We start from the raw sequence: 22,907 nt of genomic DNA on the forward strand, positions 1-22,907 counted from the left end.
GGTCCCGTCGATGGCGCTGCGGATCTCCGCGGCGCCTTTTTCATGCGGGAACGGCGAAGGGGCGGAAACCGTGCTGAAGAGGATGTTCGTGGCTCCGGATCCGGGCCGGCTGCGGCTGCGCAGCGCCGCCCGGTCCGTCCTCGGCATCGGCCTGGCGGTGACCGTCTGCGGTGCCGCCGGGCACTCGCTGGTCGCGGCCATCACCGGCGGGCTCGCCGCGCTGCTCGCCCTCTTCACGGTCACCGACACGACGGTCCGTGCGCAGATGGTCACCACCGCCCTGCTGCCCGCGGTCGGCTTCCCGGTGCTGGCCGCCGCCGCGGTGCTCCATGACCATCCGGTCGGGCGGGGCCTGGTCTTCGCCGCGGTGGTGGGCGCCGGGGTCTACGCCCGCCGCTGGGGGCCGCGCGGCCACTCCCTCGGGGTGTTCGCGTTCATGACCTTCTTCGCGGCGCAGTTCCTGCACACGGTGCCCGGCCGGCTGCCCGAGCTGTACGCCGCGATCGCCCTCTCCCTGGCCGCCTCCTCGACCGTCCGCTTCGGGGTGTGGTGCTACGAGCGCCGGCTGTCCCCGGCCGTGCTGCCGGCCCCGCCGGGCGGCAGGGGGCTCGCCCGCGCGACCACCCGCCAGGCGATCCAGGCCACCGCCGGCAGCGGGTTCGCCCTCGTCGTGGGACAGCTGCTGTCCGAGCAGCGCTGGTACTGGGCGGTGGGCGCGACCTGGTGGATCTTCGTGAACACCACCTCGCGCGGCGAGACGCTGGTCCGCGGCTTCCGCCGGACCCTCGGCACGGTGATCGGCATCGTCCTCGGCCTGCTCGTCGCCGTCCCGCTGCACGGCGCCCCCGTCCCCACGGTGGCCCTGATCGCGGTCAGCGTCTTCGGGATCTTCTACACCGCCGCCGTCTCGTACACGTGGATGATGCTCGCGGTGACGCTGATGGCCACGCTGCTCTACGGACTCCTGGGCGTGCTCGATCCCGGCCTGCTCACACTGCGTCTCGCGGAGACCGGGGTCGGGGCGCTCGGCGCGGCGCTGGCGGTGGTTCTCGTGCTGCCCGTCACGACCCACGCCACCACCGACGCCTGGATCCAGCGTGCCCTGCGCTGTGTCCACCACTGCACCGCCGAGGCCGCCGCCCGTCTCGCGGGCCACCCGACCGCCGACCCCGCCCCCCATGTCGCCGAACTGGAACCGCTGCTGGGCCGGGTGCGCCTGTCGCTCTCCCCGCTCGTGCACCCCCTGAGCCCGCTGCGCGCCCGCAAGGCACGGGCGCGCCAGGTGCTGGCGCTGCTCGACGACTGTGCCCGCGAGGTCCGCGGACTGGCCTCCATCGCCGCCGACCCGGAGGCGTCGCACGACGCCCGGCTCACCGCCGCCTGCCAGCGCGTGGAGGCCGCCGTCGAGGCCCTGACGACCCCGCACGGGACACGCGAAGCGGCCGCCGCCACCGTCTCCGTGGCGCACCCGCCCGCCGCGGAACCCGCGCTGGTCCACCTCCACGGCCTGGAACGGGCGCTGGCCGAACTCTCCGCACCCCTGCGCAGCTCCCCTCGCGCCCCCTTGGTCGACGCCTGACCAAGGGGCATCCGGGGGCGCCTCGCCATGCGCCCGCCGCGGCGCCCGGAGTGCTCTGCCGCGCCCGCACGGGCACCCGGGCCCGCACGGGCACCCGGGCCCGCGGGGCCGCACCCATGGGCATCCGGCCCTCGGCCGGGCCCGTGGGCACCCGGGCCCCGGGGCCGCGCCCATGGGCAGGAACCGGTCATCGCCCCCACCGCCCCGCTCCCGGCTGTTAGCGTCGCCGGGCGACCTCGACGGGCAGGCGGACGAAGGGCGGACCAGTGGGGACGAGCGACCACGGGCGACGCGCGTACATCGGATCGTTCACCACGGCCGGCGGCGCCGGCCTCACCACCGCGGCCGTCGACCCGGAGACCGGCGCCCTCACCCCGCTGCACTCCACCGACGCCCTCCCCAACCCCTCCTACCTGGCCCCGAGCCCCGACGGCCGGTGGCTCTACGCGGTCAGCGAGACCCCGGACGGCGCCGCGGCCGCCTTCGCCCTCACCCCGCACGGACCCGAACTGCGCGCGCCCGCCGTCCCCGTGGACGGCGCCGACCCCACCCACCTCACCCTGGCCGGCGGCCGCCTCGTCACCGCCAACTACAGCTCCGGCAGCGTCAGCACGCTCCCCGTACGGCCCGACGGCACACTCACCGGCCCCGCCGCCGTGCTCGCCCACCGGGGCAGCGGCCCGCGGGCCGACCGCCAAGAGGGCCCGCACGCCCACGCCGTGCTGCCCGACCCCGGCGGCCGCTGGCTGCTCAGCGTCGACCTGGGCACCGACTCGGTCCGCTGCTGCGTCCTCGGCCCCGCCGACGGTGTACCGGCGGTGCACACCGAGACCCGGCTGCGGCCCGGCAGCGGTCCGCGCCACCTCGCCTTCCACCCGCACGGCGACCGCGCCTACGTCATCAACGAACTCGACCCGACGGTCACGGTCTGCCGATGGGACGCCGGCCCCGGCGTGCTGACGCCGCTGGGGGAGACCCGCCTCCTCCCGGACGGGGCCGACGCGGGGGGCACCTTCCCCTCCGCACTCGTCGTCTCCCGCGACGGCCGGTTCGCCTGGGCCGCCAACCGGGGCCACGACAGCCTCTCCGTGCTCGCCCTCGACGGCGGCACCGCCACCCTCGTCACCACCGTCCCCTGCGGCGGCCACTGGCCCCGCGACCTGGCGCTGCACCCCGACGGCCGGCACCTCTACGCCGCCAACGAGCGTTCCGGGGACGTCACCTGGTTCACCGTCGACCCGGCGACCGGCATCCCGGCCCGGGGCGGATCCGTGGCGGCCCCGGCCGCCTCCTGCGTGGTCTTCGGCCGAGCCGCCCGGCATCCCTAGCCCTGCGGGAAGCGTCCGCCGAAGGACACCTGCGTCTCGGCGAACCGGCCGTCCCGCACCGTCGTCACCTCGACATTGCGAGGGCGTTCGCCGGTCTTCAGCTCGTTCTCGTAGCGGACGTACACCCGCGTGCCGTCGACGGCCACGGCGTCGAGGACCACCTGTAGCGCAGCCGGTCCGCCGTGGGGAAGCACTTCCCGAAGAACGCGGTCCTGCCGATGTGGTCGTCCTGCGGGCCGGTGAAGACGTGATCGTCGGCGAGCAGCCGGTCCATGGCCGCGCGGTCCCGGGCGGGACAGGCCGCGAAGGCGGCGCGGACGAGGCCGACGTGCGGCAGGAACTTCCTTCCGTGGGCGGCCCGTCCGGCGCACGGCGCGAACGGGCCGCCGGCCGGCCCTGGCAGGACGGTAGACGCCGCGGCGCTCCCGGACTCGCCGGTCGGCGCGTCAGGGGTACGGCAGGCCCCCTGTGAGGGCCTCTCCCGGACGCGCGCCCATGTGCCCACCCGTACCGCGGTCAGCGGCCTCCCGGGCCTCCTGAGAGGCATCTGCGCCGCTCGGAGCGGAATCGGACGCATCGCCTCCGCCTGTAGCGGGGCCGGCCGGGCGGCCGGATACGGCGAAGGGCCGCCCCGCGCGCTGCGCGAGGGCGGCCCTTCCAAGAACGGGTGTCCGGCAGGAGTGCTAGCGGACCGGCGCTCCCTGTGCCTGCGACGGCAGGGTGAGACCCACCGCGGCCGCGTAGTTCGACAGCACCAGGCGGCCGACCGTGCTGTAGGCGCCCAGCGCCTCCGCCGACGCGCAGCCCGCCTCCGCCGCGGCCGCCCCCAGAAGGCCGTCGGTGATCTCCGGACCGATCAGGTACGGGGCCAGCGCCAGCTGCTGCGAACCGGACTCGCGCAGCTGCTCGGCCGTACGGGAGATGGCGCCCTCCTCGTCCAGGGCGGCGGCCAGCACCGGCACCGCGAGCCGCGCGGAGAGCAGCATGCCGGTGATCCCGGCGGCCTGCACAGCCTCCTCGCCGCCGACGGTGGCGAGGATGATGCCGTCCGCCGCCGTCGCGACGGTGAACAGCCGGGCACGGTCCGCGCGCGCCAGACCGGCCTCGGAGAGCCGGACGTGCAGCGCCTCGGCGAGCAGCGGGTGCGGACCGAGGACATCGGTCAGCTCGGCGCCCGAGCCGCTGTTCATCATGGCCTGGCGTATCCGGCGCAGCAGGGCGCTGTCCGGCCCGGCCAGCAGCGGCACCACCACGGCGGCGGGGCCGGGGTCGGGCCGGCCGTCGGCGTCCTCGCGGGCCTTGTGCTCGTTGGCGGCCTGCGCCAGCACGGCCTCCAGGGACGGGAACTCGTCGTCGCCGCCGTCGACATAGCCGATCCGGGCGTCGAGGCCCGGGAGCTCGGAGCGGGCGATGCTGGAGACCTCTTCCGCCAGGCTGCGCGAGGCGGAGGAGGGGGTGCCGGGCACGGCCACCACCAGGGCGGGCGCGCCCTCGGGCGCGGCGAGCGGTTCCGGCTTGCGGTGACGGCCGGACTGCCGTCGCGGCATGCGTACGGGCAGGCCGGGCGCGGCTCCCGGGCTCGGGGATGCGGTGTCGAAATCGGGCGAGCCAGGTGCGGGCCCAGTGGGGGAACTCATGGCGCCGCATGCTAACGGTTCGGACCACCCCTGCGCGGAGGGAGGGTTCGGCGGAGAGGTATCCGTCCCGATTTATCCCGCGCGTCCTCCGCACTACGCCGGCGCAGGCCGTGTGATCTGCAACAACTTCGCATCGGCGGGCAGTGCGAGACGGTCGCCGGCCAGTGCGGCGGCGAGGGTCAGTGCCCCGTCGAGCGCGCTCCCGGCGGCGGCCGCCGGACGGGCGTGGGGCAGCCGCTCGGCCAGCGCCGTACGCAGCGGGGCCAGCAGCGGTTCGCCCAGGCGGAACAGCCCGCCGGTGCAGGCCACCGGGGTCCCGTCCGCCGACGGGCAGACCGCGGCGGCGGCATCGGCGATATGGCCCGCGGCGGCGGCCAGGATGCCGAGCGCCACCGCGTCGTCCCCGGCGGCGCAGCGGGCGACCTCCGGGGCGAACGAGGCCAGTACGGCGGGGCGGTCGGGACGCGGGTAGAGCGCGCCGGGCAGCCCGGCGACCGGCCCGAACACCGCTTCCGCGCACGCCAGGAGGGCGGCCGAGCCACCCGGCCGTCCGTCGTGCGCCCGCAGTGCGGCCTCCAGCCCGGCGCGGCCGATCCATGCGCCGCCGCCGCAGTCGCCCAGCAGGTGGCCCCAGCCGTCCGCCCGGCGCCAGCCGCCGGCCGCGGTCAGCTCCGTGCCCAGGGCGACCATGCCGGTGCCCGCGGCGACCACGGCACCGGGCCGCTGGCCCAGTGCACCGGCGTACGCGGTCACGGCGTCCGTGGCCAGGGCGAGGTGGCGCACCCCGAGTGCGGCGGCCAGCGCGTCCGGCAGCCGGGCCCGCAGATCGTCGCCGAGGGTGGCCAGGCCGGCCGCGCCCACGCACACCGCGGCGAACCCGTGCACACCCGCCTCGCGCGCCAACTCCCGTGCGGCGGGCAGGAGTCGGGACAGCAGGTGCTCCGCGTCGATCCCGGCGGGCCCGGTGCGCACCGGCTCGTCCCAGGCGCGTACGGCGAGCGGACGGGCCGCGGTGTCGTCGGCGCGGGCGACGGCGATCCGCAGCCCCGAGCCGCCCGAGTCGATCCCGAGAACCCCGGGGATGCGACCGGGCGCGCGGGCGTCCGCGGCGCGGCCGGCGGGCTCATCCAAGGCCGCGGGCGTCCTGCTTGAGGGCGGTGTCGACGGTCAGTGCCGTGGCGACGACCAGGCTCAACAGCGGGTCCGGCAGCTGGTGGTGGATCTGCAGGACGTAGTTGTCCGCCGACGTGAACATCGTCTTGGCGAGGCCCTCCCAGGTCTTGGTGATCCGGGCGACCTCGGTGTCGGCGTGGTCCACGATGGCGAAGTTCCAGGCGCGCCAGTTCTCGGCCTTGATGGCGCCGATCTGCTGGCCGTTGACCATCATCGCGAAGTTGATCTTCCCGATGGCGTTCTGCTGCACGATCTCGCCGACCGGTGAACCGTCCGGCCGCTGCACGATCACCTTGGACTTGATGATCTTCGCGGGCCGGGTCAGGATCAGCTGCGGCTGGCCGTAGGCGTCCCGGATCTCCAGCTTGTGGGTCATGTACTGATCGAGGCTGGAGACGACGCGGAGCACCTTCTTGGCCGTGCTCTGGCCGACCTGGACGACCGCGCCGATCGTGTTGCCGTGCTGGTCGAAGACGCCGTACTCGTTGGTGACCTCGATGAGCTTGGCCTTCTGGTTGACCACCAGCACCGGCTCGGTGAACAGCGTGCCCCCGCCCGGTCCGCCCGGCGCCACCCCGGCCTGGTGGTGCACCTGCTGCGGCACGGCGCCCGGATGCGCGCCCGGCATCGGCTGCTGCCCGTACGGCTGCTGCATCGGCTGGCCGGGCGCCTGGTGGCCGGGTGCCGGCTGGCCGGGCGCCTGCTGGGGGTAGCCGTAAGCCTGCTGACCGTACGGTGCGGCGCCCTGCTGCTGACCCGGGTACGGGGCCTGGCCCGGTGCCTGCTGGTGCGGCGCGGACTGCTGGGGCATCGGCTGCTGCGGCGCGGACTTCTGCAGGCTCTGCTGCTGCGGGGTGTGCTGCGGTGCCTGCGGGCCGGCCTGCTGCTGGGGAGCCGGCTGCGGTGCGGACTGCTGAGGGGCCGGCTGAGCCGCCGGGCCCTGGCCCGGCGCCGCGGGCTGTTGTCCCGGGTGGGTGTGCTCCGTCCACTGGGACCCGTCCCACCAGCGGAGCTGGTGGGGGGTGCCCTGCGGATCGGCGTACCAGCCCGCAGGGATGTTCGCATTCGTCATGCCGGGCACACTATCTCCCGACGTCAGGGCAGCCTCCAGTCGACGGGCTGTGCGCCCTGCCGCGCCAAGAGGTCGTTCACCCGGCTGAAGGGCCGCGAGCCGAAGAAGCCCCGGTCCGCGGACATGGGGGAGGGGTGCGCGGACTCGACGGCCGGCAGATTGCCCAGCAGTGGCCGCAGATTGCGCGCATCGCGCCCCCACAGCACCGACACCAGCGGGCGCTCGCGCGCCACCAGCGCGCGGATGGCCTGCTCGGTGACCTCCTCCCAGCCCTTGCCGCGGTGCGCGGCGGGCTTGCGGGGCGCGGTCGTCAGCGCTCTGTTCAGCAGCAGTACGCCCTGCTGCGTCCAGGGGGTCAGATCGCCGTTCGACGGGCGGGGCAGTCCGAGGTCGGAGTGCAGCTCGCGGAAGATGTTCTCCAGGCTGCCGGGCAGCGGGCGCACCTCCGGCGCCACGGAGAAACTGAGCCCGACCGCATGCCCCGGTGTGGGGTAGGGGTCCTGTCCGACGATGAGCACCCGCACCTCGTCGAAGGGCTGTTGGAAGGCGCGCAGCACATTGTTGCCGGCCGGCAGATAGCTCCGCCCCGCGGCGATCTCGGCGCGCAGGAAGTCGCCCATCGCGGCGATCCGTCCGGCAACGGGCTCAAGTGCCTTGGCCCAGCCCGGTTCGACAATGTCTTGGAGAGGTCGTGCAGCCACGGGATCACCCTACTGGCCCGGGCCCGCTCCCGATCAATCGATGGCCCGAGCTCCGTCGCCCCGACGGTGCGCGCACAACACCGCCGCTCCACGCGGTACGACTCCCCGCGCGGACAGGCCCTCGCACGCCCCCGTTGGACGGTGCGCCGCTCCGCTCCCCTCAGGCCACCGCCGCCGCCCGGACGCACAGCACATCCGGCAGGTGGGAGGCGAGTTGCTGCCAGCTGTCGCCGTCGTCGGCGCTCGCGTACACCTCGCCGTTGCGGTTGCCGAAGTACACCCCGGCGGGATCGGCGTCATCGACGGAGAGCGCGTCTCGGAGCACCGTGCCGTAGTGGTCCTCGTCGGGCAGCCCGTCACCGAGCGCCTGCCAGCTTCCGCCGGCGTCGGCCGTGCGGTAGACCCGGCAGCGGTGCCCGGCCGGCACCCGGTCGCTGTCGGCGGTGATCGGGAAGAGGTAGGCGACATCACCCGTGTGCGGATGGGCGGCGACGGCGAAGCCGAAGTCGGTGGGCAGCCCGGCGCCGATGTCCGTCCACCGGGCGCCCGCGTCGTCGCTGCGGTAGACGCCCCAGTGGTTCTGCAGATACAGGCGGTCGCGCCGCACCGGGTCCTGCGCGATCTTGTGGACGCACTGGCCGAACTCCGGATGCTGGTCCGGCAGGAAGACCGCCTTCACGCCCGTGTTGGACGGGGCCCAGCCGGCACCGCCGTCGAGCGTGCGGAAGACCCCTGCCGCGGAGACGGCGACGGTGACCAGGTCGGCGTCCCGCGGGTCGGTGATCACCGTGTGGACGGCCAGCCCGCCCCCGCCCGGCACCCACTTCTCCCGGGTGGGGTGGTCCCACAGCGCCCGTACGAGCTCGAAGGTCTCGCCGCCGTCCTCGGAACGGAACAGGCCGCCGGGCTCGGTGCCCGCATAGACCACATCGGGGGCGGCGGGGCCCGCCGGATGCAGCTGCCACACCCGTTCCAGCGAAGTCCCGGTGTACTTCGGGTACTTGACCGCGGGGCGGGACGGTTCGTGCCAGGTTTCTCCCAGGTCGTCGGAGTGGAACACCGAGGGGCCCCAGTGGGCGCTGTCGGCGCCGGCCAGCAGCCGGGGCGTGGCGCGACGGGTGTCGATCGCGAGGGAGTACACCGCCTGGGCGGCGAAGTGCGGACCGCTCACTTCCCAGTCGCCGTGCCGCCGGCGGCCGATGAAGAGGCCCTTGCGTGTACCCACGCCCAGTAGTACGTCAGTCATCCCGGAACACCTCCGGACGCCGTTGTCTCGGACAAGGGCAAGTCTGCACCCGACCACTGACAACGGCGTCCCGGAACGCATCCGCGCAGGTCGGACGGTGCGGCACCGCTCCTGCCACTGCCCCGGCGCCCGTCCGGCGCGCACCCTGTTGACGGCCCCGGACCGCCGGCTACGGCCTGAATGCTTCAGGCCGTCCGGCCGCCGCCCGCCCCGGACCGCCCGGTCACTGCCCGCCGGCCCGGGACCGTCCGGTCACCGCCCGTCGGCCCCGGACCGCCCGGCCGCCGCCCGCCGGTCAGACCGCCCGGTGGTACTGCCGCGGCACGGCGACCCGCGCGCCCAGTTCCCGGGCCGCGTGCTGCGCGAAGCTGGGGGACCGCAGCAGCTCGCGGCCGAGCAGTACGGCGTCGGCCTGCCCGTCCGCGATGATCTTCTCGGCCTGCCGCGCCTCGGTGATCAGGCCGACGGCGCCGACCGCGAGACCGCTCTCCTTCCTGACCCGCTCGGCGAACGGCACCTGGTAGCCGGGGCCCGTGGTGATCTTCGCGTCCGGCGCGTTGCCGCCCGTGGAGGTGTCCAGCAGGTCGATGCCGTGCGCACGCAGCTCGTGGGCGAAGCGCACGGTGTCGTCGGCCGTCCAGCCCTCGCGCGCGTCGCTCTCGTCCTCGGTGAGCCAGTCGGTCGCCGAGATCCGGAAGAAGACCGGCAGTTCGTCCGGCCAGACCTCCCGCACGGCGTTCACGATCTCCAGGGCGAACCGCGTCCGGTTCTCGTAGGAGCCGCCGTACGCGTCGGTGCGCAGGTTGGTGAACGGTGAGAGGAACTGGTTGATCAGGTAGCCGTGCGCACCGTGGATCTCGGCCACCTCGAAGCCCGCCGCCAGCGCCCGCCGCGCCGTGGCCCGGAACTGCTCGACGATCTTGCCGATCTGCGCCACGGTCAGCTCCGCGGGGGCCGCGAACCCCTCGCCGAACGGCACCGGGCTCGGCCCGACCGGCTCCCAGCCGTACCCCTGACCAGGAAGGATCGGCGCACCACGGCTCACCCAGGTGCGCTCGGTCGACGCCTTCCGCCCCGCATGGGCGATCTGGATTCCGGGGGTGGTGCCCTGGTCCTTGAGGAAGCCGGTGATGCGCCGGAACGCCTCGGTCTGGGTGTCGTTCCACAGGCCGAGGTCGTAGGGGCTGATGCGTCCTTCGGGGCTCACCGCGGTGGCCTCGGTGAGGATGAGGCCGGTGCCGCCCGTGGCCCGCGCGGCCAGGTGCTGGAAGTGCCAGTCGCCGGGCGCGCCTTCCGCCGGGCCCTCGGGAGCCGCGGAGTACTGGCACATGGGCGCCATCCAGAGGCGGTTCGGGACGGTCAGCGAGCGGAGGGTGACGGGCTCGAACAGTGCGCTCACGGCGGGCTCCTGTACCTGAAGGCGAACGGGTGCCGGCCGGCCCCGCACTCATACGATAGGCGTCGTAGTACGGCAGATGTCAAACTACGATGCTTCTCGTACAATGAGCGGGCGGGCGGCACGCCGGACCGAGCCCCGCGGAACGAGTCAGGAGCCGTCATGCCGACCGATACGACCTCCCCGAGGGCCTCTTCGGGATCCCGGTCGCTGGAGCACCCGGCCCGTGCGGACATCCGGTTGGCCGATGTGCTCCATGCGCTCGCCGACCCGGTGCGGCTGCGGATCGTCTGCGCTCTGGCGGCCGCCGAGGGCGAGCTGAACTGCGCGGACATCGAACTCCCGGTCAGCAAGTCCACCTGCACCCACCACTTCAGGGTGCTGCGCGAGCACGGCGTCATCCAGCAGCTCTACCGCGGTACGGCCAAGATGAACGGGCTGCGCCGGGCCGACCTGGAGGCGCTCTTCCCCGGCCTGATCGACGGTGTCCTGCGGGCGGCGGAGCTGCAGGCCGGCCGCCTCGGGCAGGAGTAGCCGCCTCGGACCGGAACAGCCGGCCGTCTCGGACGGGAGGGGCGCCGCCGCACCGGGCCGGGGGCCGGAGCCCCGGCCCCCGGCCGTACCGTCAGCCGGTGATGTCCGCCGCGCGCGCCGCGTCCAACAGCCCCGCCCAGTCCGGAAGTTTGACGGTGCCGCGCCCCAGCCCGCGGCCCCACTCCGCCTCGGCGGCCTCGATGGCCAGCCAGCCCGGCCACGCGACGGGCCGCCGGCCCGCCCGGGCCAGCGCGGCCACCGGGTCCTCGGCCGTGCCGCGCCCCACGAGGCCGGCGGCGTCGGCCAGCAGTGACTGTGCGGTCTCCTTGGCACAGGGCCGGTTGGTGCCGATCACCCCCGTGGGCCCCCGCTTGATCCAGCCCGCCACATACACACCGGGCAACGGCACGCCGTCCCGCAGCACCCGCCCCGCCTGGTGCGGCACCGTCCCGGTCCGCTCGTCGAACGGCAGACCGGGCTGCGGCGTCCCCCGGTAGCCCACCGAACGCAGCACCAACTGCCCCTCGATCTCCTCGAATTCGCCGGTGCCCGTCACCCCGCCGCGCCCGTCGGGCACCGTCCGCTCGAACCGCACCCCGCGCACCCCGCCGGCGTCCCCGAGCACCTCGACCGGCCGCAGGAAGAACCGCAGATGGATCCGGCGCCTCCGGCCGCGGGTCCCCGCGTCCGGGCTCGCCGGAACCGCCTCCCGCGCGGCCGCCCGCTCCGCCCAGCCGCGCAGCACCTCGACGTTCCGCCGCGCCACCGCGGGCAGCCCGCCCGGCTCCCGGTACGCCGGATCCAGCCCCAGCTCCTCGGGCCGCACCCGTACGTCCGTGTCCGGGAGGGAGCCCAGCTCCCGCAGTTCCTTGGTGGTGAACTTGGCCTGGGAGGGGCCGCGTCTGCCGACCATCCAGACGTCCTCGACGTGGCTGTCCGCGAGCGCGCCGAGCGGACCCTGCGGCATATCGGTGGCGGCGAGCTCGGCGGCGCCGCGCGACAGCATCCGCGCCACGTCCACCGCCACGTTCCCCACGCCGATCACGACGGCGGACCGGGCCGCGAGGGTGAAACGGACCGCGGCCGCGTCCGGGTGCGCGCTGTACCAGGCCACGAAATCGGTCGCCGGATGACTGCCGGGCAGCTCCTCGCCGGGGATGCCCAGGCGCCGGTCGGTGGCGGCGCCCACGCAGAACACCACCGCGTCGAAGATCTCCCGCAGCTCCTCGACGCCCAGCCCCGGTGCCCCCACCTCGACATTGCCCAGGAAGCGCACCCCAGGGTGCTCCAGCACCGTCCGCAGGTTGTTCTGCAGCGATTTGATCTTCTCGTGGTCCGGCGCGACGCCGTAGCGCACCAGACCGAACGGGCAGGGCAGCCGGTCCAGGACGTACACCTCGATGTCCGGCACGGTCTGCTGCTCGATCAGGGACTGGGCGGTGTAGACGCCGCTGGGTCCGGAACCGATCACTGCGACACGAAGCACGAGTGGCCCCTTCCGCGGGATACCCCCAGGATCGCACCGGCAGGCGCACGACGGGAGATGCGCTATCGGGGTTGCTCCCGGTGGGATGAGCGTGCCGCGCTACTGGGCCGGGTGAGCGGGGGGCTAGGTTTTCAATGTGTCGGAAAGTGACTTTTATACCGTTAATCACCGATATGACGCCCAGGGCGCGCCAGGGGAGTGGCCCACGTGGGAACTGCGGGCGCACGGCTCGGCCGCGCCCGCTCTCGCCCCCGGCCCCGCCGCGCCGGACGATCCCTCCGGGGGCCACGGCCCCGGAGGCTCGCTGCCCCGGCCCGATCCGCTGGGCCCCTGGTGCAGTGCCCGGCTGACCTTCGCCGACGGTGCCCGGGTCGATGTCCTGGTGACGGTCGCCGACGACCACATCACGGTGGAGGACGTGCGGGCCGACCCGCCGCTGACCCTCGCCGGCCTCACCGACCTGGCCGGCTGGATCGAAGGCCCGCTCGACGACGCCTTCCGTACGGCCACCGGGCGCCCGCGCAGGGCCCGGCCCACACCACGGCAGCCCGGCCCGGCGGCCGCCTCAAAACGGCCGGCGTCCGGCCCGGGGGAGGGGCCGGCGGAGGCGACGGGCACCGTACGAGGCGACGGCGTACTCCACGGCGCGAACCCGGGCACCGGCACCGGCCGGGGCGGCGCCGAGCCGTCCGCCGAGCCCGCCGCCGGACGGATCACCGAGCCGACCGCGGAGGCGTACGGCACACCGACCGCCGAGTCGACCGTCGCGCCGACCGGTGCACCGGCCGCCGAGACGCCCGCAGCCCCTCCTGCCCCGCCCGGTCCGTCCGCCGCGTCCGCCCCCTCCGCTGCGTCGCCCGCCACCGTTCCGGTCTCCGCGTCACCGGTGCCGTCCGGCCCATCGGTGCCGTCGGAGGCGTCGACGCCGGCCGCCGCCTCGGCGTCTGCCGATGCCTCGCCGTCATCCGACGCGTCGATGCCCTCCGCGGCGCCGGAGTCGTCCGAGCCCGCGACGCCCGCCGGACCCTCCGCTTCCGCTCCGCCTCCCGAGCGCACCCGTTCCGCCGTCCTCGCGCGCTCGCGGGCCGGTGCGCGCCGCAGGGTCGCCGCGGACGCGTACCGGCAGGCCCAGCGGGACGGGCGCGATCCGGTGCTGGCCGTCATGCACGCCACCGGACGTAGCCGCCGAAGATCGCTGCGCCTGATCGCCGGGGCCCGCGACGAAGGTCTCCTGACGCCACGTCACAACAAGCGCTGACGTGTGAACGCCGGGGCATCCGCCCCCCACCTTCCGACACCCGCCGCACCCGCTGGGCCCGCCGCACCCGCTACGCCCGCTGCATCCGCCGCATCCGCCCGATCTCGGCGGTCTGCTGCGCGATGACGTCGTTGGCCATCTCCTCCGCCAGCGTGTTCCGGCCCGCGGAGAGCAGGTCCGTGGCCATGGAGACCGCGCCGCGGTGGTGCGTGATCATCAACGTCAGGAAGAGCGCGTCGAACTTCTCGCCGCGCGCCGCCCGAAGTTGGCCGAGCTGGGTGCTGGTCGCCATCCCGGGCATCTCCCCGTGATGATGGTGTCCGCTCTCCGCCCGCGACCCGCCGAATCCGGCCAACCAGCCGTCCATGGCGCCGATTTCGGGCCCCTGGCCGGCGGCGATCCGCTCGGCCAGCCGCCGGACCCGCACGTCGTGGGCGTACCGCTTCGCCAGGGCCGTCATCACCAGCGCCTGCCGGTGGTGCGGGATCATCATCTGGACGTAGCCGAAGTCGGCGGAGTTGGGGGAGTCGTCGGCGCGCGCCTTCCTGGCCTCGCCGGCGGTGAGGGTCTTCGCCCGCTCGCCCGGCCTGCCCGGTGCCACCACTGCCGGCCCGTCGGTCCCCCGTGCCCCGCCGGCCCGGTCCGTCCCGGCCTCGTCGCCGGACGAACAGCCGCTCAGGGCAAGGGAGATGGCCAGCCCCCAGCCGGCCGTGACGAGGATGCTCACTCTCCTGGTGCGTCTCCTGGGGCGTTTCACCGCGCGCACTCCTGTCCGTCGGACCCTCCGGCGGGGCTTGCCCGGTCCTTACCTGCCCCGCTCGGGCATTACCTCTTCATGGCCTTCTATTGATATGTACATGAGCAGCGCGATACTACCGGGGCCAAGCACCGTTCATCTCGGAACGGACTTCAGGAGGTCCTCGTGACGTCGTTGCACAGACCCCGCGTGCGGCGCAGACCCCTCAAAGCGGTGGCCGCGGCCCTCGGGCTCGCCGCCTCCCTCCTCGTGGCCGGGCCGGCGGCTGCCACCCCCGATCCCGGCGACCATCCCTCCCCGGCCCGGGAGATGAGCCGCAGCCAGGAGGCGGCCGCCCGGGCCGCGATCAGGAACGGCGGCATACCCGGCGTGGACGAGGTGGTCCACAGCGCCAATGTCCGCCCCCTGGCGAACATCCCCAAGCAGGCCCTCCAGGGCACCAACTCCGACCTCGCCTTCCAGGGGAAGTACGCCTTCGCCGGGAACTACGACGGCTTCGTGATCTACGACATCTCCCGGCCCGAGGCGCCCAGGACCGTGAGCCAGGTGCTCTGCCCCGGCTCGCAGAACGACGTCTCGGTCTCGGGGAACCTGCTCTTCCTGTCGACGGACTCCTCGCGCAGCGACGACTCCTGTCACAGCACCGCCCAGCCCGCGACGGAGAAGTCCTCCTGGGAGGGCATGAAGATCTTCGACATCAGCGACAAGGCCCACCCCGAGTACGTCGCCGCCGTCGAGACCGCCTGCGGCTCCCACACCCACACCCTCGTCCCCGAGCGCCGCGACGTCTATCTCTACGTCTCGTCCTACTCGCCCAGTGAGGCCTTCCCCGACTGCCGGCCGCCGCACGACGGGATCTCCGTCATCAAGGTGCCGCGCTCCGCGCCCGAAAAGGCCGCCGTCGTCGACTTCCCCGTCCTCTTCCCCGACGGCGGGAACCCCGGCGGCAGCACCAACCCGGGCGTCTCGCAGACCACCGGCTGCCACGACATCACCGCCTTCCCGAAGCTGAAGCTGGCCGCGGGCGCCTGCATGGGCGACGGCATCCTCCTGGACCTCGCGAACCCGGCCGCGCCCAAGGTCATCGACCGGGTCGAGGACAACGTCAACTTCGCCTTCTGGCACTCCGCGACCTTCAACGAGCGGGGAAACAAGGTGGTGTTCACCGACGAGCTGGGCGGTGGCGGTGCGGCCACCTGCAACGAGAAGACCGGCCCCGACCGCGGCGCCGACGGGATCTACGACATCACCGGCAGGGGCACCCACCGCAAGCTGGTCTTCAAGAGCTACTACAAGATTCCGCGCCACCAGGCCGACACCGAGAACTGCGTCGCCCACAACGGTTCGCTGATCCCGGCCAGGGGCCGCGACCTCATGGTCCAGGCCTGGTACCAGGGCGGCGTCTCGGTCTGGGACTTCACCGACTCCGCCCACCCGAAGGAGATCGGCTACTTCGAGCGCGGCCCGCTCTCCACGGACTCACTGGTCACCGGCGGTGCGTGGTCCGCGTACTACTACAACGGCCACATCTACTCCAACGACATGGCCAAGGGCCTCGACGTCCTGCGGATCGACGACCGGCGCACCGACAGCGCGAAGTCCGTACGGATGCGGGAACTCAACGTCCAGACCCAGCCCGACTACCGCTGACCGGCGACCGGGGTACCGCTCCTCGTACCGGCACTCCCGCCGGGCGGCTCCTCGCCCGGCGGGACTCCCAGCTCCCAGGCCAGTCCGTACCGTTGGAACAGCTCGGCGCGCAGCCGCCCGCCCGGCATCGGCGCCCCCGGCAGCAGCATCGCCACCACCGCACCCATCAGCAGTGCCCGCAGGAGCGGATAGTCCGCATCAGGATCGGGCGAGCCGTACGCCACGACCGTCTCCCGCAGCAACTGGGCCAGCCGTTGCTGCTCGGGGCACTGGATGAACCCGTCGGAGGCCAGGATTCCGGCCATGTGCGTCCGCATCAGCAGCGGTCGGTCCTGCGCGAGCCCCAGGATCGCGTCGATGGCCCGCGCCAGCAGTTCCCGCCCCGCGTCCGGCCCGTCCGGCCGCGGCTCGCGCTCCAGCGCCGCCTGCAGCGTGCGGTGCATCAGGCGGTGCACCGCGGACTGGAGCAGCTGGCGTTTGCCGGGGAAGTAGTACGAGACCAGCCCCCGCGCCACCCCCGCCCGCTGGGCGATGTCCCCCAGCGTCGTCGCCTCGAAGCCGCGCTCTCCCACCAGCTCGACCGTCGCCCGGAGCAGCCGCTCGCGGGACCGCCGCCGCAATTCTTCATTGACCGATGCGCTGCGGGGGGACATCCTGTAACTCCTGCGTTGACTGGTTCAGGGCCAATATACTCTGTACAACTCCGGATATCCGTCGGCGAGCGGAAACCGGCCGAGCTGCCCGATTCGGGCGACGCGGGGGATCGCCCGAATCGGGTGAGGATGAGGCCGGGGCCGGCCTCGCGGCCTGCGTCATAGCAGGTCACGAGGCCGACCCCGGTTCATGACACGGCGCGGTCCGAGCGCCTCCGGCCTTCTGCTCCCCCGTTCGACAGCGTCCGCGGAGGCCGGGGGAACGCTCACGCGTCGGTGCGGATCACCACCTCCAGCGTGCGCGGACCATGGACGCCCTCCACCCGTTCCAGCTCGATGTCGGACGTGGCCGAGGGGCCGCTGATCAGGGTGAGCGGGCGCGTCGGACGCAGCCGCGCCACCGCCTCCGGCACCCCGGTCTCCACCGACGACAGGTCGACGACGCACACGTGCAGGTCGGGCACGAGCGTCAGCGCCCGCCGCCCCTGGTCCGCCGCCCCGCCGTCCAGGAAGATCGTGCCGGTCTCCGCGCAGCTGACGGCGGAGGCCGTCACCACGCCGTCCAGCGCGTCCAGCCCGGGCGCCGGGATGTCCGGGGAGTCGGTCAGCACCTCCCCGTCGAAGGCGGTCAGCCAGGCCGGGTCGAGCCCCGCGGGGACGCCGACCCGGTGTGCCCCGTGCTCCCGGAGCACCTCGGCGATCATGGCCGCGGTGCGGTCGGACGGACCGGTGTGCACCCGGGCCCGGTAGTCGACCAGCCGGTCGGTGAAGAGGGCGAGCCGGTCCCCGTCGGGGAGGGAGCGCCCGGTGCGATAGGCGCGCGGGATCTCCACCTCGGGGTGGCCGGAGAGGGCCAGGGCGTCTCGGACGCGCCGGAGCACCGTCTCCCGTGCGGTCGCGGTCATGATCCCTCCGGGGCGTCGTCGTCGGGGTGCCGGGTGCCTTCCGCGGCCGCGGCCCGCATCGCGGCCGCGCCCTCGGCGGACGCCAGCCAGGAGCGGAAGGACTGTGCCGGCGGGGCCGGGGTGTCCCGGCTGTCGCTCCAGCCGTTGAACGGCGCCGGCAGCCGCGAGAACGTGCCGTTCCGCCCCGCCAGTACACGCCCGAGGCCCGCCGTCCGCTGCGCGGCCGTGAACAGCTTCGGCCGCTTCATGACCGCGGCCGCGGCCTTCATCGCCAGCCCCTCCGCGGTCGTGCCGGACTCCTCGGTGTGCTGGTGTCGCAGCTCGACCAGCAGCGACGGAATATCGATCTTCACCGGGCAGGCGTCGAAGCAGGCCCCGCAGAGGCTGGAGGCGTACGGCAGCGAGCTGTTGGGGTCGTGGTCGGCGCCGTGCATCCCGGCGAGCTGCGGGGTGAGGACCGCGCCGATCGGACCGGGATACACCGACCCGTAGGCGTGACCGCCCGTCCGCTCGTACACCGGGCAGACATTGAGGCAGGCCGAGCAGCGGATGCAGTGCAGCGCCGCGCGCCCGATCCGGTCCGCGAGCGCCGCCGTACGGCCGTTGTCGAGCAGCACCAGGTGGAAGTCCTGCGGGCCGTCGCCCGGCGTCACGCCCGTCCACATCGAGGTGTACGGGTTCATCCGCTCCCCGGTCGAGGAGCGCGGCAGCAACTGCAGGAAGACTTCCAGGTCCTCGAAGCGCGGCAGCACCTTCTCGATGCCCATGACGGTGATCAGCGTCTCCGGCAGGGTCAGGCACATGCGGCCGTTGCCCTCGGACTCGACCACCGACAGGGTGCCGGTCTCGGCGATCCCGAAGTTGGCGCCGGAGACGGCCACCCGGGTCGTCATGAACTTCTCGCGCAGATACGCCCGTGCCGCGGCCGCCAGATGGGCCGGGACGGTGTCCAGGCCGGGGTCGATCCCGGGGATCTCCTTGAGGAAGATCTCCCGGATCTCGTCACGGTTGCGGTGGATCGCGGGGACCAGGATGTGCGACGGCTGGTCGCCGGCGAGCTGCACGATCAGCTCGGCGAGGTCGGTCTCGTACGCGGTGACGCCCTCGCTCTCCAGGTGCTCGTTGAGGCCGATCTCCTGGGTGGCCATGGACTTGACCTTGAGGACCGCGTCGCTGCCGGTGTCCTTGACCAGCCGGGCGACGATCTCGTTGGCCTCCACGCCGTCGCGCGCCCAGTGGACGGTGCCGCCGTGTTCGGCGACCTTCCGCTCCAACTGCTCCAGCAGTTCGGGAAGCCGGTTCATGGTGTCGGCCTTGATCGCCGCGCCGGCGTCGCGCAGCTGCTCCCAGTCGGGCAGTTCACCGGTGGCGTCGAGGCGCTTGGCGCGGATGGAGCGGGTGGCCCTGCCCAGGTTGCGGCGCAACTGCTCGTTGCCCAGCTCGTCATGGGCGGCCTCGGGGAACCTCCGCGCGCCGCGCAGATGGCCCGTCCCGTAGGGGGAGCGCGGCGGGACGGCGGGCATCCCGAGGAAGGTGCCGCTCGTCGGCGGGCCGGTCGGGCTGCTCATCGGGCGGCCTCCGCGAGGACGTGGGGCGAGGTGCGGGTGGAGCTGAGGATCTGCGCCAGGTGCAGGGTCCTCGTACCGGACCTGAGGCGCGAGAGCCCGCCGCCGATGTGCATCAGGCAGGACGAGTCGCCCGCCGTGCAGACCTCGGCCCCGGTGCCGGCGATGTGGTCCATCTTGTCCCGCAGCATCGCGGAGGAGGTCGCGGCGTTCTTGACCGCGAAGGTGCCGCCGAAGCCGCAGCACGCCTCGGCCTCCGGAAGCTCCACCAGGCGGATGCCGTCGACGGCGCGCAGCAGCCGCAGCGGCTTCTCGCCGACCCGCAGCATCCGCAACGAGTGGCAGGTGGGGTGGTAGGTCACCCGGTGCGGGAAGTACGCGCCGACATCCGTCACGCCGAGCACGTCGACGAGGAACTCCGACAGCTCGTACGTCTTGGCCTTCACGGCGGCGACCCCGGTACGCAGCCCCGCGTCCCCGTACCGCTCGGCGACGATCTCGTGCTGGTGGCGGACCGAGCCGGCGCAGGATCCCGACGGCATCACCACCGCTTCGATCGACGGGTCGCCGAACTGCTCGGCGAAGTTCCGCACCAGCGGGACCGGCTCGCGCTGGTAGCCGGTGTTGACATGCATCTGGCCGCAGCAGGTCTGCTCCGGCGGGAACACCACGTCGTGTCCCAGGCGGGCCAGCAGTACCGCGGTGGATTTCACCGCCTCGGGGAAGAGCGTGTCTCCCAGACAGGTGGCGAAGAGTCCGATGCGCATAGGGCCTCCTCCCATTTATGGTCCGACCATACTAGCTCCGGACCTGACGTGGAAGCGTGAAGAAGTTTGGTCCGACCTTATTGACATGCGACATCTTCAATGGGCTACTGAGGGCCGAGACGCCAGCCGGGCGGCGCCGCACCCCGGGGAGGGGCCCTGTGGGCCGGGCGGTGCACCCCACCCGAGAAGGAGCATCCGTGGCCACCACACCACCGGCCGTACTGGCCTTCTACGCCCCCGACGTGACCGCCGTCGGCGGCAGCCTCACCGCCACCGCGCTCCTGGGCCTGGTGCCCCTCGCGGTCTTCTTCCTGCTGCTGATGGCCGCCAGGCGGCCCGCACTCCACTCGGCGCTCGGCGCCCTGCTGGCCGCCCTCCTGGTGGCCGTCCTCGGCTACGGCATGCCCCTGCGGCTCGGTGCGCTGTCCGCGGCCCAGGGCCTGGTCTTCGGCCTCTTCCCGGTCATGCTGATCGTGGTGTCGGCCCTCTGGTTCTACGAACTCACCGTCGTCAGCAACCGCTTCGAGGACCTGCGCCGTTCCTTCAACGCCGTCGGGCGCGGGGACCTGCGCGTCCAGGCCATGCTCATCGCCTTCTGCTTCGGCGGACTCCTCGAAGCCCTCGCCGGGTTCGGCGCACCCGTCGCGATCACCGCCGCCATGCTGATGGCACTCGGACTGCCCCGGCTCACCTCGGCCGTGACCGTCCTGGTCGCCAACACCGCACCGGTCGCCTTCGGCGCCATGGCCATCCCCATCACCACCGCGGGCAACCTCACCGGCATCCCCGCCGAGGACATCGCCGGGGTCATCGGCCGCCAGAGCCCGCTGCTCGCCCTCTTCGTCCCGCAGCTCCTGCTCTTCCTCGTCGACGGGTGGCGCGGCCTGCGGCAACTGTGGCCGATCGCCCTGGTCACCGGAGGCGTCTTCGCCCTCGCCCAGTTCTGGTGCTCGGCCCACTTCGCCTACGAGCTGACCGATGTCGTCGCCGCACTCGCGGGCTTCGCCGCGGCCGTGCTCATGCTGCGCCTGTGGACTCCGACGACCCCGGACGACCAGCGCTCCCGGGTCGATGCCGAACCGCTGACCGGCCGCCGCGTCACCCTGGCCGTCCTGCCGTACCTCCTGGTGATCGCGGTCTTCGCCCTCGCCAAGCTCGACGTCGGCGGCCTCCGCATGCCCGAGCTGCTCGGCTCCGCCGACCTGCGGCTCAACTGGCCCGGTCTGTACGGCACTCTGCTCGCCCCCGACGGCTCCCCGGCCGGCAGCGCGGTCTACAAGCTGGAGGTGCTGGGGAACCCCGGCACCCTGCTCCTCCTCTCCGGCCTGCTCGTGACGCTGATCTACAGCAGGGCGAAGGACGCCGACCGCTTCCCGATGACCCTGCGCACGGGCCTGGTCTGCGCGGGACGCACGGTGAAGAACATGCGGATCGCCATCGCCACCGTCGCGACCGTGCTGGCGCTGGGCTACGTCATGAACCAGTCGGGGCAGACCCTCGCCATCGGCACCTGGCTCGCGGCCACCGGCGGACTCTTCGCCCTGCTCTCCCCGGTCCTCGGCTGGCTCGGCACCGCCGTCACCGGATCGGACACCTCGTCCAACGCACTGTTCGCCACCCTTCAGCAGACCGCGGGGAAGGCCGCGGGCATCGACCCGACCCTGCTGGTCGCCGCCAACACCACGGGCGGCGTCGTCGGCAAGCTCATCAGCCCGCAGAACCTCACCATCGCGGCGACCGCGGTGGAACGGCCCGGCTCCGAACGGATCCTGCTGCGCAAGGTCGTCGGCTACAGCGTCGTGATGCTGGCGGTCCTCTGCGTCCTGGTCCTCCTGCAGTCCCTGCCGGTGTTGTCCTGGATGCTGCCGTAGCGGCGAAGGCGGACATGGCCGCGGCGTGGGGCGGGCCCTGCTGCCCGCTCCGCACCGACGGCGTCCCGCCCGCCGGACGGACGTCCCTACCGGCCGGCGCCGTCCGCCCGGTCGTCCGGCGCGTTCTCGTCGACCAGCGTGCCGTGGAAGCCGCGGATGTGCTTCTCGACCAGATCGGCGGCCTTGGCGCCCTTGCCCGCGCGTACCAGCCGCAGCAGTTCGGTGTGCTGCTTGTTCAGCGCGGCCGTCGTGGCCGGCCAGTCCTCGGCCGCCTCCAGTGCCTGCAGGATCAGCGGCCGGACCGACTCGCGCACGGCCGAGGTGAGGGTGGAGGTGAGCTGGTTGCCCGAGCTGCGGGCGATGGCGACGTGGAAGCGGGTGTCCAGGTCGTTGAAGTCGTCCACGCCCACGTCCGGCTCCTGCATGCGGGCGAGGAGCGCCTCCGCCTCGTCGAGGTCCTCCACCGACGCATGCGCCGCCGCGGTCTCGAAACTGGAGCGTTCCAGCACCACCCGTGCCTCCAGGACGTCCGCCAGGCTGTAGCTGCCCAGGGCGAAGTGCAGGCGCAGCAACCGGCCCAGCGCATCGTCCGGGTTGCGAACGACCCGCGCCCCGGCGTCCGGTCCGCGCCCCGCCTGGGAGACCAGCACCCCGATCGTCTCCAGGACCCGCAGCGCCTCGCGCAGCGCCGAGCGGCTGACCCCGAGCACCGGTGCCAGCTCACGTTCGGGCGGGAGCCGGTCCCCGGCCTTGAGTTCGCCCGCCAGCACCCGTTCCTCGATGCGTTCGAGCACGAGCTCATGCGTGCGCGACTGCCGCACCGGTCGCCACTCGGCAGACATCCCAACTCCCTGGCTCGGCCCTCATGCGTCCACGCGAAAACTATGTCACACACCCTGTGTGGTCGGACCATTTTGTCCCGGCAAGGGCGGGGGCCCACAACGCGCGGCGGCAAGACGGCAGAACCGGAACGGCGGGAACTGCGGGGTGGCGGTGCCGCGCCGGGGGTGGCCGGCGGCGAGTGGGGGCGGCGGGGCGCGGCGCCATCCGGGCATCCCCGTTCAAGGGGGAGGAATCCGGGCGCGGAGTGCCGGCCGAAGTTGTTCACCGACCGACACCTTGTGGCCTGCGTCACTGGCTGGTTAAGCTCCAGCACGTTTCTGGCACATTTCCTCCGCAAGTTGACCTATTGGTGTGGCGATCTTCACGATCTGCCCACGAACGTGAGGTGGCTTCGCATGGAACCGCGATCAGCGACCCCGCGCGCAGAGGACTCGCCGCACGGCTTACCGCCGGCCCCGCAACGGAACCTCTCCGGCGGCGCCCCGC

Annotated in this window: 20 protein-coding genes; 6 read left to right on the plus strand and 14 right to left on the minus strand. The window is 73.5% G+C overall.

Annotated features, from left to right (window positions below):
- Positions 1-70 precede the first annotated feature (70 nt).
- Together AB0411_RS04245 and AB0411_RS04250 are read left to right on the plus strand one after the other, a co-directional pair.
- A complete protein-coding gene (locus tag AB0411_RS04245; RefSeq protein ID WP_366415693.1) occupies positions 71-1,579 on the plus strand; it encodes an FUSC family protein in 1,509 nt (502 codons plus the stop codon).
- 266 nt (positions 1,580-1,845) lie between these two features.
- Complete coding sequence (locus AB0411_RS04250) at positions 1,846-2,907, plus strand: lactonase family protein (protein WP_366415694.1); 1,062 nt, start codon at positions 1,846-1,848, stop codon at positions 2,905-2,907.
- Here the strand turns inward: AB0411_RS04250 and AB0411_RS04255 are convergent.
- The 7 genes from AB0411_RS04255 to AB0411_RS04285 all read right to left on the minus strand — a co-directional run bounded on the left by AB0411_RS04255 (position 2,904) and on the right by AB0411_RS04285 (position 10,135).
- Positions 2,904-3,068, minus strand: coding sequence for a hypothetical protein (locus tag AB0411_RS04255; protein WP_366415695.1), 165 nt, complete (start codon positions 3,066-3,068; stop codon positions 2,904-2,906). The two genes, AB0411_RS04250 and AB0411_RS04255, sit on opposite strands and share 4 nt — an antisense overlap.
- A gap of 522 nt (positions 3,069-3,590) precedes the next feature.
- Positions 3,591-4,544 carry a sirohydrochlorin chelatase gene (locus AB0411_RS04260; protein WP_403146223.1) on the minus strand — a complete coding sequence of 318 codons (954 nt, stop codon included), beginning with the start codon at positions 4,542-4,544 and terminating at the stop codon, positions 3,591-3,593.
- Between the two features lie 93 nt (positions 4,545-4,637).
- Complete coding sequence (locus AB0411_RS04265) at positions 4,638-5,675, minus strand: N-acetylglucosamine kinase (RefSeq protein ID WP_366415696.1); 1,038 nt, start codon at positions 5,673-5,675, stop codon at positions 4,638-4,640.
- Positions 5,668-6,789 carry a phospholipid scramblase-related protein gene (locus AB0411_RS04270; RefSeq protein ID WP_366415697.1) on the minus strand — a complete coding sequence of 374 codons (1,122 nt, stop codon included), beginning with the start codon at positions 6,787-6,789 and terminating at the stop codon, positions 5,668-5,670. Before AB0411_RS04270 ends, AB0411_RS04265 begins: the two co-directional genes overlap by 8 nt.
- A 23-nt stretch (positions 6,790-6,812) precedes the next feature.
- On the minus strand, positions 6,813-7,490 hold the full coding sequence (locus AB0411_RS04275) for a uracil-DNA glycosylase (RefSeq protein WP_366415698.1): 678 nt from the start codon (positions 7,488-7,490) through the stop codon (positions 6,813-6,815).
- 160 nt (positions 7,491-7,650) lie between these two features.
- Positions 7,651-8,736, minus strand: a complete 1,086-nt coding sequence (locus AB0411_RS04280; protein ID WP_366415699.1) for a WD40/YVTN/BNR-like repeat-containing protein — start codon at positions 8,734-8,736, stop codon at positions 7,651-7,653.
- Between the two features lie 295 nt (positions 8,737-9,031).
- The gene (locus tag AB0411_RS04285; RefSeq protein ID WP_366415700.1) at positions 9,032-10,135 is read right to left on the minus strand and encodes an NADH:flavin oxidoreductase/NADH oxidase; all 1,104 of its coding nucleotides are present in this window, start codon (positions 10,133-10,135) and stop codon (positions 9,032-9,034) included.
- A 159-nt stretch (positions 10,136-10,294) separates the two neighbouring features.
- On the opposite strand from AB0411_RS04285, the gene AB0411_RS04290 reads away from it, so the two are divergent.
- A complete protein-coding gene (locus AB0411_RS04290) occupies positions 10,295-10,666 on the plus strand; it encodes an ArsR/SmtB family transcription factor (RefSeq protein WP_366415701.1) in 372 nt (123 codons plus the stop codon).
- 91 nt (positions 10,667-10,757) lie between these two features.
- Here AB0411_RS04290 and AB0411_RS04295 read toward each other — a convergent pair whose 3' ends face one another.
- A complete protein-coding gene (locus AB0411_RS04295; RefSeq protein ID WP_366415702.1) occupies positions 10,758-12,152 on the minus strand; it encodes an FAD-dependent oxidoreductase in 1,395 nt (464 codons plus the stop codon).
- Between the two features lie 136 nt (positions 12,153-12,288).
- Between AB0411_RS04295 and AB0411_RS38060 the strand changes: the two genes are divergently transcribed.
- Positions 12,289-13,410 (plus strand): DUF6214 family protein, encoded by a 1,122-nt coding sequence (locus tag AB0411_RS38060; protein WP_437041281.1) that lies wholly within the window; start codon positions 12,289-12,291, stop codon positions 13,408-13,410.
- Positions 13,411-13,480: 70 nt separating this feature from the next.
- Here the strand turns inward: AB0411_RS38060 and AB0411_RS04310 are convergent, their stop codons facing one another.
- A complete protein-coding gene (locus AB0411_RS04310) occupies positions 13,481-14,137 on the minus strand; it encodes a DUF305 domain-containing protein (RefSeq protein ID WP_366415703.1) in 657 nt (218 codons plus the stop codon).
- A gap of 195 nt (positions 14,138-14,332) precedes the next feature.
- On the opposite strand from AB0411_RS04310, the gene AB0411_RS04315 reads away from it, so the two are divergent.
- Positions 14,333-15,817 carry an LVIVD repeat-containing protein gene (locus AB0411_RS04315; protein ID WP_366415704.1) on the plus strand — a complete coding sequence of 495 codons (1,485 nt, stop codon included), beginning with the start codon at positions 14,333-14,335 and terminating at the stop codon, positions 15,815-15,817.
- Here AB0411_RS04315 and AB0411_RS04320 read toward each other — a convergent pair.
- The 4 genes from AB0411_RS04320 to AB0411_RS04335 all read right to left on the minus strand — a co-directional run bounded on the left by AB0411_RS04320 (position 15,808) and on the right by AB0411_RS04335 (position 19,707).
- Positions 15,808-16,470 (minus strand): TetR/AcrR family transcriptional regulator, encoded by a 663-nt coding sequence (locus AB0411_RS04320; protein WP_366415705.1) that lies wholly within the window; start codon positions 16,468-16,470, stop codon positions 15,808-15,810. The genes AB0411_RS04315 and AB0411_RS04320 overlap by 10 nt on opposite strands.
- A gap of 266 nt (positions 16,471-16,736) precedes the next feature.
- Positions 16,737-17,375 carry a LutC/YkgG family protein gene (locus tag AB0411_RS04325; protein WP_366415706.1) on the minus strand — a complete coding sequence of 213 codons (639 nt, stop codon included), beginning with the start codon at positions 17,373-17,375 and terminating at the stop codon, positions 16,737-16,739.
- Positions 17,372-18,943, minus strand: coding sequence for a lactate utilization protein B (locus AB0411_RS04330; protein ID WP_366415707.1), 1,572 nt, complete (start codon positions 18,941-18,943; stop codon positions 17,372-17,374). Before AB0411_RS04330 ends, AB0411_RS04325 begins: the two co-directional genes overlap by 4 nt.
- Positions 18,940-19,707, minus strand: coding sequence for a (Fe-S)-binding protein (locus tag AB0411_RS04335; RefSeq protein ID WP_366415708.1), 768 nt, complete (start codon positions 19,705-19,707; stop codon positions 18,940-18,942). Before AB0411_RS04335 ends, AB0411_RS04330 begins: the two co-directional genes overlap by 4 nt.
- Positions 19,708-19,904: 197 nt before the next feature.
- Here AB0411_RS04335 and AB0411_RS04340 point away from each other — a divergent pair, with 197 nt between their 5' ends.
- On the plus strand, positions 19,905-21,578 hold the full coding sequence (locus tag AB0411_RS04340) for an L-lactate permease (RefSeq protein WP_366415709.1): 1,674 nt from the start codon (positions 19,905-19,907) through the stop codon (positions 21,576-21,578).
- Positions 21,579-21,664: 86 nt separating this feature from the next.
- On the opposite strand, the gene AB0411_RS04345 is transcribed toward AB0411_RS04340, so the two are convergent.
- Positions 21,665-22,420 carry a FadR/GntR family transcriptional regulator gene (locus AB0411_RS04345; protein ID WP_366415710.1) on the minus strand — a complete coding sequence of 252 codons (756 nt, stop codon included), beginning with the start codon at positions 22,418-22,420 and terminating at the stop codon, positions 21,665-21,667.
- Positions 22,421-22,907: the final 487 nt, after the last annotated feature.

Origin of the sequence: Streptomyces angustmyceticus (genome assembly GCF_040701845.1) — a bacterium.
In the GTDB taxonomy this organism is placed as follows: Bacteria; Actinomycetota; Actinomycetes; order Streptomycetales; family Streptomycetaceae; genus Streptomyces; species Streptomyces angustmyceticus_A.

Coding starts and splice junctions, on each gene's coding strand:
- AB0411_RS04260 (WP_403146223.1), bottom strand. CDS start 4,544: ATGAGTTCCCCCACTGGGCCCGCACCTGGCTCGCCCGATTTCGACACC.
- AB0411_RS04270 (WP_366415697.1), bottom strand. CDS start 6,789: ATGACGAATGCGAACATCCCTGCGGGCTGGTACGCCGATCCGCAGGGC.
- AB0411_RS04280 (WP_366415699.1), bottom strand. CDS start 8,736: ATGACTGACGTACTACTGGGCGTGGGTACACGCAAGGGCCTCTTCATC.
- AB0411_RS04290 (WP_366415701.1), top strand. CDS start 10,295: ATGCCGACCGATACGACCTCCCCGAGGGCCTCTTCGGGATCCCGGTCG.
- AB0411_RS04320 (WP_366415705.1), bottom strand. CDS start 16,470: ATGTCCCCCCGCAGCGCATCGGTCAATGAAGAATTGCGGCGGCGGTCC.
- AB0411_RS04325 (WP_366415706.1), bottom strand. CDS start 17,375: ATGACCGCGACCGCACGGGAGACGGTGCTCCGGCGCGTCCGAGACGCC.
- AB0411_RS04330 (WP_366415707.1), bottom strand. CDS start 18,943: ATGAGCAGCCCGACCGGCCCGCCGACGAGCGGCACCTTCCTCGGGATG.
- AB0411_RS04335 (WP_366415708.1), bottom strand. CDS start 19,707: ATGCGCATCGGACTCTTCGCCACCTGTCTGGGAGACACGCTCTTCCCC.
- AB0411_RS04345 (WP_366415710.1), bottom strand. CDS start 22,420: ATGTCTGCCGAGTGGCGACCGGTGCGGCAGTCGCGCACGCATGAGCTC.